This window comes from Streptomyces sp. T12 (assembly GCF_028736035.1).
GTDB lineage: Bacteria > Actinomycetota > Actinomycetes > Streptomycetales > Streptomycetaceae > Streptomyces.
Genome location: NZ_CP117866.1, coordinates 9,805,811 through 9,817,547, shown reverse-complemented (window position 1 = coordinate 9,817,547; position 11,737 = coordinate 9,805,811). Strand labels below are relative to the sequence as shown.

Below are 11,737 nucleotides of genomic sequence, written 5' to 3'. Positions count from 1 at the left end.
ACTCCTGCGTGGGTGTGGCGTTGCGTGAACGGTGTGACGGGCGGCCCCGCGGGGGAGCGCGGGGCCGCCCCGGACTACTTGGCGTACATCAACTGGCCGAAGCCGAGCTGGTCGTAGCCGCCGCTGGTGGTGCCGTAGTCGCCGCCTCCTCCCTCGATGCCGACGAGGTCGTTGGACATGGCCCAGATGTACTTGTCGTCCAGGCGCTTGATCCGGTTGTAGTGGTAGTGGAGCATCGCCCACACCGGGCGGATGCCTCCGCGGCCGGACGAGGAGATGACCGTCTGCTCGTTGTACGTACAGCTCGTGCCGCTGCCCCAGCTGTAGGTGGTGTAGGGCACGTCCAGGCCGATGTTGTACTTGGCGACGTACTGGGCGGCCTTGAAGAACCTGTTGTTGTCGTAGCCGTACAGGTCGACGCCCTGGTTGTAGGCCATCTCGCAGATCACGCCCATCTGGCCCATCCCCAGCAGGCAGTGCCCTTGGTCGCGGCCGGACTCCTGCCACTGGCCCAGCGCGTAGCCGTCGTTGTCCGTGTAGAGGTACGGGACCGCGTGGGCGATGGAGCCGTTGCCGACGCCGCTCTGGAAGTAGGTGACGGCCTCGTCGAACTTGGCGCCGTCCTCGCAGAGGATGGCGATGGCCAGCATCGACGCGATGTTGCACAGATCCCAGTTGGCCCAGTAGTGGGTGATGCAGGTGAAGTTGTGGTCTCTGAGGAAGCCGTGGTTGATCGGGTAGAAGACGTTCAGCATCATCTGCTGGAATGCTTTGAGGTCGAATCCCTTGTAGTCGCGCAGCAGTTCGCCCACGTTGGCGAACTGCCACCCCTGGAGGCCCGCGACCAGGATTCCGTCCGTGCTGCCCGAGATCGTGGTCAGGGTGCTGGACCAGGCGTTGCAGATGGCGGCCGCGCAGTCCGCGTGGGCCGTGTCGCCGCTGATCAGCCAGCGCAGGGTGTTCTGGTAGGCGGCGGCGATGTCGTTGTAGAGGATCGAGTAGTTCTGCGGGTAGCTCCCGCCGCGGTAGACGGTCGCCTGGGGGTTGGCCGTCCAGGTGGAGGCGGAGTGGGCGTTGGCGGTCAGCCGCTGCCAGCCCGAGTACCACGGCTCGATACGCGCGGCCACCTTGACCTTGGCGCGGTTGATGTCGCCGGGGTGGTGTATCCCGCCGGGGTGGTTCCAGACGGTCGGCGCGGCGGCAAGGGCCAGGTCGCGGACGCCATGCCGCTTGCCGGCGGCGTCGGCGGACCGTACGGAGGCGGCACCGAGCGCGCCGGCGAGAGCGACTCCGCCGGCGGCGCGCAGGACGCCTCGTCGGCTCAGCAGCTCGGCGCGCAGGCGTTGGGGTCCGCCTTCATCAAGTGGGGGGAGATCGTTGCGGCTCATGGGATGTGCGACTCCAATCGGACGGGCCCGAACGGCTCTGATCGGGCGGTGAGGTCGATATCGGTCGAACTGTGGGGGGTGCCTGAGGGCGTGAACCGGCCGGTGTACGCGACTCGGTGATCACCTGCCGGAGATCTCCGACAAGGTGACGACGAGAGCGTCGGACCGGGCGGTCAGCTGGTGGTTCGGCAGGACGCGGGGGCCGCACGCGGCGGACCCCAGTCCGTGGTGGGCGAGGTCGATGTTGACGTGGACGGCGTCGCCGGGGCGCAGCTCGTCGGTGTGCCGGGCGGTGTCGAGGTCCTCGCTGGTCCAGCGGCGGGCGGTCAGGTGGTAGGTCGGCGCACCGGTGACGCGTAGTCCGCCACGCGGTCCGGTGAGCTCCGCCCAGCGGACGTCGGCCCGGCTGCCGTTCTCCTGGGGGAAGACGTACGGAGTCTGCAGAGCGTCGACGGTGCCGCTGTGCCGGCCCAGGCGCGCGGCGCGGCGACTGTCCGGATACGCCTCCCCGGGGCCCAGCCCGTACCAGGTCACGTGGTCGATCCAGGCGGGCAGGGCCAGGCGTAGTCCGAGCCTGGGCAGCGGGATGCCCAGCCAGCCCTCGTCCGGTTCGATCTCGGTGGTGAGGCGCAGTCCCTCGGCGGTGTCCTGCCAGTGGTACGTGGCGTACATGCCGAGGTCGGTGGCGGCGGGGGCGACCCTGGTGCGTACGACCACCGCGTCGCCCTCGGTGTCGATGCCGAGCAGGCGGTGGTGCAGACGGTCCAGGCCGATGCGCCGCCAGGTGTCCGCCACCGGATCGTGGCCGAGCCGGTCGTTGTCGATCGGCGCCCGCCACAGGTCGAGTCGGGGTCCGGTGACGGGCAGGTTGCCGAGTCGGGTCAGCCGGCCGGTGCGGGTGTCGAACAGGCCGGGGTCCGGCCTGGACCCGCGGGTCGGCCGGCGTGCGGGAATCCGCTCGGGGATGCGTTGGGCCCAGGCGACCTCATGGCCGGCGGGGGCCCAGGGCTCGTCCTTGGCGAGGCGGGCGCTGACGGTGAGTGTGCCGGTGGTGTCCGTCGTGGGGTACGGCAGCCGGGCCGGAGGGCTGCCCGCGGGAATCGCCGGAAGCGGCAGGTCGCCGGAGGCGGTCTCGTCGCCGGAGGCGGTCTCGTCGCCGGAGGCGGTCTCGTCGCCGGAGGCGGTCTCGTCGCCGTCGTGTTCCACACACCAGGTCAGGACCAGATGGGAGAGGTCTCGGAAATCGTGGAGGTTGGCGATCTCGATGCCGTCCGGTGCCATGGTGATGCGGACCGGTTCCACGACCTTCTTGTACTCGGCCAGGCCCGGGGAGGGGGTGCGGTCGGGGAACACCAGGCCGTCGCAGACGAAGTTGCCGTCGTGCAGTTCCTCCCCGAAGTCGCCGCCGTAGGCGAAGTGACCGCCCTGGCGCAGGCCGTGGTCGATCCACTCCCACACGAAGCCGCCCATGCATCGTTCGTACTTCTCGAACAGGCGCTGGTACTCGGCGAGTCCGCCGGGGCCGTTGCCCATGGCGTGGGCGTACTCGACGACGACGGCCGGCATCCCGCGCCGCCGCGCGTCGGCGACCGGGTCGGCGAGCGGCTCCTCCGCGCGCCGCCCGATGGCGTCGAGCTCCTCGTGGGAGGTGTACATACGGCTGTACACGTCGGTGTAGCGACTGCCCCAGTCGTGCTCATAGTGCAGCGGCCGGTCCGGGTCGCGCCGCCTGGTCCACTCCGCCATGGCCTGGAGATTGCAGCCGTCACCGGCCTCGTTGCCCAGCGACCACATGACGACGCTGGGGTGGTTCTTGTCCCGCTCGACGGTCCGCTCCATGCGGTCCAGGTACGCCTCGCGCCAGCGCGGGTCGTCGCTGGGATTGCCGCGCCAGTCGCCGATCAGGGAGAAGCCGTGCGTCTCCAGGTCGCACTCCAGCATCACCCACAGGCCCAGCTCGTCGCACAGTTCGAGGAACCGGCTGTCCGGTGGGTAGTGGCTGGTGCGGACGGCGTTGATGTTGTGGCGCTTCATCAGCACGATGTCCTCGCGCATGGTCTCCTCGTCGAGGACGCGCCCGTGGTCGGGGTGGAACTCGTGCCGATTGACCCCCCGCAGCAGGACGGGCCGGCCGTTGACCTTCAGCAGCCCGTCCTCGACGGCGACGGTACGGAAGCCGAACCGCAGGGGGATCGTCTCTCCCCCGGCCCGCAGCTCACCTGCGTACAGCCGGGGAGTCTCGGCCGTCCAGGGCTCGACCGCCGCGAGGTCGTACGGCCCCTGGGCGGGGACGTCCCACAGGCCGAGTCCCTCGACGGTGAGCCGGGCGGGTGCGGAGGTGTCGACGCGCAGGGTGCCGCGGCCGGTGGTGTGGTCGAAGTCCGCGTGCACGAAGAAGTCGTCGAGCGCCCCCAGCGGACGGGCGAGAAGCGTGACCGAGCGGAAGATGCCGGAGAGCCACCACATGTCCTGGTCTTCCAGGTAGCTGCCCGGAGACCACTGGTGGACGCGGACCGCGAGGACGTTGCGGCCCGGACGGGCGATCCCGGTGACGTCGAACTCGGTGGGCAGCCGGCTGCCGGTGGACCACCCCAGTTCCTGCCCGTTGAGCCAGGCGGTGAAGCAGGAGTCCACCCCGTCGAAGCGCAGGACCGCTCCCAGACCGCTCCACTCCTCGGGAAGGTCGAAGGCTCGGCGGTAGTCACCGGTGGGGTTGTCGTCCGGGACGTACGGGGGATCGAGCGGGAAGGGATAGGAGATGTTCGTGTAGATCGGGGCACCGTGACCGTGCAACTGCCAGTGGGCGGGGACGGGCAGCTCGTCCCATCCGGAGTCGTCGAAGTCCGGCCGTTCGATGCCCGCCGGCGCCTCGGCGGTGGACGGCGACAGCCGGAACCTCCAGTCGCCGTCCAGGATCAGGCGGGGAGCGTCCGAGCGGAACGCGGCCCTCGGAGGCCTGCGGCCCTCACCCGGGCTGAAGGTCGTCAGCGGGTCGGTCATACGGGTTCCGGCTCCTCTTGGCATGGTGGTGGGCTTCGGCCTGGTCACGCAGGCCCACCGCGTGCTGGGCGGGCGGGACGGAGCAGGCCGGACACCGGCGGTTCCGGCCTGCTCTCCGCGCAGGGGGCGCGGACCCAGGGCACGCGAGGGCGATCAGGAGGCGGCGGCCGCGTCGGCCTCGGCGGTGGTGAGGAACTTCATGTTGATCACGTGCTCGTTGGCGTACCACTGCACCATGTCGGTGGTGTAGTACCAGCGCGGCTTGCGCATCGAGTCGGCGATGACCACGCCGTTGACCACGAGGTTCTCGAACGTGACGTTCTTGACGGCGTGGTCGGCGTCGTAGCCGAGGAACAGCGACGGGTTGGCGCGGGTGCCGGTGTAGGTGAGGTTCTTGATGTAGACGTCCTCGACGCCGCGGCCGACCGAGGTGTTGTACTTCGTGTTGTACATGACCCGGAAGTTGAGGAGCTGTCCCCAGCGGAAGTCCTCGACCCGGACATCCTCGACCCGGACGTTCTTGATCAGGTTGGAGTCGCCGGCGTTGAGGGAGATGCAGCCCTGGTAGTTCATCTGGGGCTCGCGGTGGTCGAGGATGTCGACGTTCTTGATGACGAGGTTCTCGATCATCTCCGGGGTGTCGCTGTTGCCGTGCGTGCCGACCTGGATCGGGTGCGCGACGTCCGCCCAGATGGTGGTGTTCTGGATGGTGATGTCGCGGGTGTCGCCGTACCACTGGTCGCGGTGGGCGTAGATGGAGAAGCTGTCGTCGGAGCTGCGCACGAAGCAGCCGTCGAAGGTGATGTTCTTCGAGCAGTAGACGGGGAAGCCGTCGCCCCACTGCCCGTAGGTGAACACCCGGGTCTTCTTGATCAGGACGTTCTCGGACATCCCGTGGCCCAGGCCACACCCGAGGAGGATGACGCCCTCGACGCGGATGTTCTTGCTGTGGTGGATGTGGACGTGGCCGATGGAGTTGCTCACCGTCTGCAGTACGCCGCGGCCCCTGAGGGAGGCCTTCTCGACTTCCGTGAAGTCGATCTGCGCGTTGAGGACGGCACCGCCGGCCAGGTAGACGGTCTTGTCGCTGGGCACGTTCAGGATGCCGCCGTCGACCGTGTGCTTGCCGGGGCCGAAGTAGATGACGTCCGGGTCGTCAGCGGCCGGCGGGTTCGGGTCGATGTGGTTGGTGATGAGGTGCAGGCAGTCGAAGACCTCGTCGTTGATCTGGACGACGATGTCCTTCGGCTCGTCGAGGGTGAACCGCAGGGTGTCGCCGAGGAGTTCGGGCTTGATGCCGAGCGAGTCCGGCCGTACCCGCGCCTTGGTGGTGCCGCCCTTGAGGTAGGTGACCTCCAACTCCACGGAGCCCTGGAAGTCGAAGTACGCCATCGACGAGTTGCGGACCGGACCGGAGCCGGTGGTGGCGTTGATCTCCTTCACCCGCGCCAGGTAGATGTCGAGGGTCTGCCACTCGCCGTCGGGCGCGGTGCGTACCCGCACCTTGAAGCTGGTGTTGGTCGCGACATCGGCCGGCCGCGGGTAGGTGACCAGCTTCGGCGCGGAGTTGTCCGTGCCGGCCGCCGTGTCCTCGGCGTGGGCGGCCCCGGCGGTCATGGAGGACAGGCCGGCGGCGAGGGCGGCGGCTCCGGCGGCCTGGAGGGTTCTGCGACGGGTCAGGTCAGTCGTCATGTGCGGCTCCTTGCCGGTTGAAATGCTTGAGTGAAAGGAAATTGACGTTGCGTCAGTTCAGCTGGCGCTGACCGTGACGAACGAGTGGGGCGGCAGCGTCAGGGCGAGGCCCCGGTCGGTCGTCTTGAGGTCGTCGAAGGGGCGCGGACTGACCGTGTCCGGTGTGCCGGGAGTGTTGTGGGCCTGGAGGCGGTCGGCCGTCAGGATGCGGGCGGTCGGCTCGCCGATGGAGCGGCCCCGCAGGTCGAGCGTCAGCTCGACGGGCTCCTCGGCGTCGAGGTTGGACAGCGAGATGAGCATGTGACCGTCCTTGACGCTGGCGGAGGCGGACAGGGTCTCCAGCTCCGCGTCGCCGACCGCGCGCCGGATGCCGTCGCCGCACAGGTGCACGGCGAGCGAGGCGGCGTCCTGGTGCCCCTTGTTCATCTCGAAGACGTGGTAGGTCGGGGTCAGGACCAGCGCGTCGCCGTCGGTGAGGATCACCGCCTGGAGGACGTTGACGGTCTGGGCGATGTTGGCCATGTGCAGGCGGGCGGCGTGCTTGTGGAAGATGTCGAAGTGGGTGGAGGCCACGAGCGCGTCGCGCAGGGAGTTCTGCTGGAACAGGAATCCGGGGTTGGTGCCCGGTTCCACGTCCCACCAGGTGCCCCACTCGTCCAGCACCAGGCCGACCGTACGGCCGGGGTCGTAGACGTCCATGACCGTGGAGTGGCCGGTCAGGATGCGGTCCGTGCGACGGGCCGCGACCATCGTGCGGTAGTAGTCGTCGGTGTCGAAGTCGGTGGCGCTGCCCTTGGCCTCCCAGGGGCCGGCGATCGTGTAGTAGTGGACGGACAGTCCCTGGAAGAAGTTCTTCGGGGCGGCCTCGCAGCCGAAGCAGCTGATCTGCTGCATCAGCGTCTCGGTCCACTTGTAGTCGTCGTTGGAGGCGCCCGAGGCGATGCGGTACAGCTTGTTGTCGCCGTGGTCGCGGCAGTACGTGGCGTACTGGCGAGCCAGGTCGGCGGAGTACTCGGCGCGCATGTTGCCGCCGCAGCCCCAGGTCTCGTTGCCGATGCCCCAGAACTTCACGCGCCAGGGCTCGTCACGGCCGTTGGCCCGGCGCAGCCTGGCCATGGGGCTGTCGCCGTCGCGGGTGAGGTACTCCACCCACTCGCTCATCTCCTGGACGGTGCCGGAGCCGACGTTGCCGCTGATGTAGGGCTCGGCGCCGAGCAGTTCGCACAGGGCCATGAACTCGTGGGTGCCGAAGTGGTTGTTCTCCTCGACATCGCCCCAGTGGGTGTTGACCATGCGGGGGCGCTGCTCGCGGGGGCCGATGCCGTCCTTCCAGTGATACTCGTCGGCGAAACAACCCCCCGGCCAGCGGAGATTGGGGATGTTCAGGGCTCGTAGCGCCTCGACGACGTCGAGGCGGATGCCTCCTTCATTGGGTATCGGCGAGTCCTCCCCGACCCAGAAGCCGCCATAGATGCAGCGGCCGAGGTGCTCGGCGAAGTGGCCGTAGAGGTGGCGGCTGATCGTCGGGCCCTCGATGTCGAGGTTGATGACCGCGGTGGCGTTGGGCACGGACGAACTCCTGCGTCGATGTGTGTGGGGCGTGCTGCGAGGGCGCGATGGCTTGCGGGGCGTTGTGCCGGGTCGCGAGCAGGGAGTGGCGCGGCGGATACCGACCCTGACTGCTTCGTTCGAGATGTCGAAACGTTTAGAAACCGGTTTCCTGTAGCGATACAAAAAACTGCCACCGCCGCACCGAAAGAGTCAAGAGGCTTGCGCCAACGTCATGTCGGCGGAGTCAATGCCCGGTTGTCCGTGCGGTTTTGGGAGGTTCCGACCTCTTGACACCGCCCAAAGACCACACCTAGCGTTCGCCGAAATTCTCCCAACCGGTTTCTGTGGCGGGCGTCTCGGGGCGTGACGCCGCCCAGACGAAGCACCGGTCCGTCAACGCCAAGCACTCACCGGTGCGTTGCGGCAGCAGTCGACGAGGCTGCGCACCACCACCGGGAACACAACAGCGCTTCCTTCTCGGCGACTTGGCGTCCTGCCCCGCGCGTCCTCCACCGCGCGGGAGCGCCGTTCCAGCACACCCCTGCTCTCAACCCGCACGAAAGGCTTCATCGTCATGCCCGTTTCATCCAGAGGCTCCCTCGACCGGCGCCGATTCCTGGCCGCCTCCGCCGGTGCCGCTCTCTCGGCCGCCGCCCTGCCCGGATGTGCCGCCTCCGTCGACTCGGGGAGCGGCGCCAAGGGTGCCAAGGAGACGCTCACCGTCATGGACACCGCCTGGACCAAGAAGGACAGGCAGAACGCCGAACGCGAGCTCGGCATGAACCTCGAGATCGTCACGTACGACGTCACCAAGCTCAACGCCATGCTGGCCGGCAAGAACCCGCCGGACGTGGTCCGCGGCATCGGCGCGACGGACGTGCCCTACTTCGCCGCGCGCGGGCTGATGGCTGACCTGGACCCGTACTTCGCCAAGAGCGACGCGCTCAAGCCCTCCGACCTCGCCCCGGCCAACGACGTGTGGCGCTACGACGGCACGACCAAGAAGCAGGGCACCGGCCCCCGCTACGGCATGGCCAAGGACTATTCGCAGGACTGCATGTTCTGGTACCGCACCGACATGTTCGAGGCGGCCGGACTGGAACTTCCCAGCGACACCGAACCGTTGTCCTGTGACGAGTGGCTGGACCTCGGCAAGCGCCTGGTCAAGCGCCGGCTCGGCAAGGTGAAGGTGTACGGCCTCAGCGGCACGCCTCTGGGCGGCCCCCTCACTCAGGTCATGTGGATGGCCGCGTCGGCCGGCGGGAGCCTGTTCTCCGAGGACCTGGCGACGGTGGACTTCTCCTCACCCGAAGCGCTCAAGGCACTGCAGTGGTACCTGGACTACGCGAAGGCCGACATCGGCCCGAGCGTCGTCAACCCCAACCCGGACGGCTGGGACTGGCCCACCTACCAGGCAAATCGTATGGCGATGGCCACCGACGGCTACTGGTTCGGCGGCACCATCGGCGGCGACGCCAAGATCTCCGAGGTCTCGCGGTTCGCCCCCGCGCCCCAGCTCGGCAGCCACCGCGTCAGCCCCTGCTTCAGCGGAACCGGCTACTGGATCCCCAAGGAGGCCAAGAACAAGGACACCGCCTGGAAGTACTTCGAGTGGTACTTCGGCGGCAAGGGCGCCCAGGACCGCGCGACCACCGGCTGGGGCATCCCTTCCCTGAACTCGCTGCGCTCGAAGATGCCGCGGGACACCGCGTTCCACAAGCAGTCCTACGAGGTCCAGCAACGGGAGCTGGCCCACTTCTCGGTGCTGCCCGTCAGCCCGTACGCCCAGGTGGACGCCCTCAACATGGTACTCACCAAGGTGCTGCCGGGTGCGGTCAAGTCCGGCAGCAAGGCCGGGAAGATCGCCGACATGCTCAACTCCCAGATCAACGAACAGCTCGCGCGGGGCAAGGAGCTGGTGGGGTGAGCACCGACCAACTCGCCGGTCCGGACGCGCGTTCGTCGATGGGGGCGGCCGTCACCCGGCCCGGCTCAACGCGAACGCGCCGTCCCCGCTCGCTGCGGGCCCGCCGGGCCGGGGCCTTCTATGTGTTCGCCGGCCCCTGGCTGCTGGGTTTCCTCGGCATGACGGTCTTCCCGCTGGGCTACGCGCTGTGGCTGAGCTTCACGAACTCCGACGGCCTGTCCCCGAACGCCCGCTTCGTCGGACTGGCCAACTACCGGGAGGTCTTCTCCGACCCGGACACCTTGGCCTCCCTGGCCCGCACCGGCCTGTTCGCCGCGATCACGGTGCCGCTGACGATCGCGTCGGGACTGTTCCTCGCGGTGCTTCTGAACCAGCCGATCCGCGCCCGGGGCGTGTTCCGCACACTGGTCTATCTGCCTGCCGTGGTGCCACCGGTCGGTGCCGCCCTCACCTTCAAGCTGATCTTCGACCGTGACTCGGGTTCGGCCAACGGCCTGCTGGACATCTTCGACGTCAACGGACTCGCCTGGCTGCAGGATCCCTACGCCCGCTGGGTGCTCATCACGCTGACCGTGTGGGGCTGCGGGAACGTCATGATCATCTCGTTGGCGGGCCTGCAGGACATCCCCGCGGAACTGCTCGACGCGGCACGGGTGGACGGGGCGGACTGGTGGCAGTCCTTCACCCGGATCACCCTCCCCCTCCTCTCCCCCGTGCTGTTCTTCCAGCTGGTCACCCAGATCATCGCCACCCTGCAGAGTTTCCTGCCGCTCCTCATCGCGGTCGACCCCACCCCCAAAGGGGTGGCGGCCGTACCCGAGAGCAACCAGCTGATCATGATCGACGTCTTCGCGCAGTACTTCTCCAACGGCCGCTACGGCTACGCCTCCGCCCTGCTCTGGGTGCTCTTCGCGTTCGTCATGGCCGTCACCTTCCTCGTCTTCAAGATGAGCAAGGGAGTGGTCTTCTACTCCGTCGATCCCGAACAGACGAAGAACAAGCCCCGGACGATCGGAGACAACTGATGGTCCTGGCCCGACGCAAAGTCGTCTACATGCTCCTGGTCGCGATCCTGGTGCTCATGCTCAGCCCCTTCGGCTGGCTGCTGATCAGCGCGTTCAAGGACCCCTCCGAACTGCGCGCGGTGCCCATCCACTGGTGGCCGCACCACCCGACCCTGGAGAACTTCCACCTCGCCCTGACCCTCTTCGACTTCTTCGGCTACGCCCGCAACTCACTGACAATCGCCGGCATCTACTCGGTGCTGATCACCCTGGCCTCGGCCTGGGCCGGCTACGGCTTCGCCCGGCTGACCGGGCCGGGCAAGCGGATCATCTTCGGCCTGGTGCTGTCCACGATGATGACGCCACAGATCATCACCCTCATCCCGACCTACCTGTTGTTCGCCAAGGCCGGGCTGACCAACACCTATGTGCCGTGGGTGCTGTGGGGGCTGGCCGGAGCGCCGTACCTGATCTTCCTCTTCCGGCAGTTCTTCACCAACATGCCCAAGGAACTGGAGGAGGCGGCGATCATCGACGGCTGCGGCCAGATCCGTATCTTCTGGCGGATCTTCCTCCCGCAGTCCTGGCCCGTCATCGCCACCAGCCTGGTCCTCTCCTTCAGCTGGAGCTGGGGCGACTACATCGCCCCCGCCCTGCTGCTGGACGACGACCGCACCACGCTCGCCGTGAAGATGGCCACCGGCTACGTCAACGAGCACGGAACCGGCCTCTACACCGTCGTCGGAGCGGGCGCCATCCTGTACATCCTGCCCTCGCTGGTCCTGTTCCTGATCCTGCAGCGCGGCTTCGTCGCCGGCACCGCCACGTCCGGACTCAAGTGACCGACTCCGCCTATCCCGGAGCAGCACACTGACCACGCACCCCTTCCTCTCCGTCCGCGGCATCGCCCACGGCGCCGACTGCACCCCCGAGACAACGCCGCGAGGAGGTGTGGGCCGAGAACAGGCGCCTCATGCGCGAGGCCGGCGCCGACTTCGTCGGTGTCGGCATCTGCTCCTGAGCCCTGAGGTGACCCGTGCCGAGGACGCGGTCGACGAGGGGGCCCGCTGCCGGGCTGCTCGGGCGAGAAGAACGAGCACTCGTGGCAAGCACTCCCCTGCTCCGGTACTCCTTCTTCCGGCCCGTTCCAGGACGCGTGCTGTCCTCCTCGCTGC

7 protein-coding genes are annotated in these 11,737 nt (G+C 68.1%); 3 read left to right on the top strand and 4 right to left on the bottom strand.

The features are described 5' to 3' along the window. Window positions 1-74 precede the first annotated feature (74 nt). The 4 genes from PBV52_RS44000 to PBV52_RS43985 form a co-directional block, all read right to left on the bottom strand. Window positions 75-1,388, bottom strand: a complete 1,314-nt coding sequence (locus tag PBV52_RS44000) for an alginate lyase family protein (protein ID WP_274246922.1) — start codon at window positions 1,386-1,388, stop codon at window positions 75-77. Between the two features lie 120 nt (window positions 1,389-1,508). After that, on the bottom strand, window positions 1,509-4,388 hold the full coding sequence (locus PBV52_RS43995; protein WP_274246920.1) for a glycoside hydrolase family 2 TIM barrel-domain containing protein: 2,880 nt from the start codon (window positions 4,386-4,388) through the stop codon (window positions 1,509-1,511). A 153-nt stretch (window positions 4,389-4,541) separates the two neighbouring features. Next, window positions 4,542-6,080 (bottom strand): endo-polygalacturonase, encoded by a 1,539-nt coding sequence (locus PBV52_RS43990; RefSeq protein WP_274246917.1) that lies wholly within the window; start codon window positions 6,078-6,080, stop codon window positions 4,542-4,544. A gap of 57 nt (window positions 6,081-6,137) precedes the next feature. Continuing rightward, window positions 6,138-7,649, bottom strand: a complete 1,512-nt coding sequence (locus PBV52_RS43985; protein WP_274246916.1) for an alpha-N-arabinofuranosidase — start codon at window positions 7,647-7,649, stop codon at window positions 6,138-6,140. 556 nt (window positions 7,650-8,205) lie between these two features. Here PBV52_RS43985 and PBV52_RS43980 point away from each other — a divergent pair. Genes PBV52_RS43980 through PBV52_RS43970 form a run of 3 tightly spaced genes read left to right on the top strand, consistent with a single transcriptional unit; the run spans window position 8,206 to window position 11,404 of the window. Further along, entirely contained in the window at window positions 8,206-9,558 is a 1,353-nt protein-coding gene (locus tag PBV52_RS43980) for an extracellular solute-binding protein (protein ID WP_274246914.1), read from the top strand. Beyond that, a complete protein-coding gene (locus tag PBV52_RS43975) occupies window positions 9,555-10,583 on the top strand; it encodes a sugar ABC transporter permease (protein ID WP_306801469.1) in 1,029 nt (342 codons plus the stop codon). Before PBV52_RS43980 ends, PBV52_RS43975 begins: the two co-directional genes overlap by 4 nt. Further along, a complete protein-coding gene (locus PBV52_RS43970; RefSeq protein WP_274246912.1) occupies window positions 10,583-11,404 on the top strand; it encodes a carbohydrate ABC transporter permease in 822 nt (273 codons plus the stop codon). The genes PBV52_RS43975 and PBV52_RS43970 overlap by 1 nt, the downstream gene beginning before the upstream one ends. Window positions 11,405-11,737 lie beyond the last annotated feature (333 nt).

Excerpts from the sequence above, each read along its gene's own strand:
- PBV52_RS43990 (WP_274246917.1), bottom strand. The coding sequence starts at position 6,080 with ATGACGACTGACCTGACCCGTCGCAGAACCCTCCAGGCCGCCGGAGCC.
- PBV52_RS43970 (WP_274246912.1), top strand. The coding sequence starts at position 10,583 with ATGGTCCTGGCCCGACGCAAAGTCGTCTACATGCTCCTGGTCGCGATC.
- PBV52_RS43980 (WP_274246914.1), top strand. The coding sequence starts at position 8,206 with ATGCCCGTTTCATCCAGAGGCTCCCTCGACCGGCGCCGATTCCTGGCC.
- PBV52_RS43995 (WP_274246920.1), bottom strand. The coding sequence starts at position 4,388 with ATGACCGACCCGCTGACGACCTTCAGCCCGGGTGAGGGCCGCAGGCCT.
- PBV52_RS44000 (WP_274246922.1), bottom strand. The coding sequence starts at position 1,388 with ATGAGCCGCAACGATCTCCCCCCACTTGATGAAGGCGGACCCCAACGC.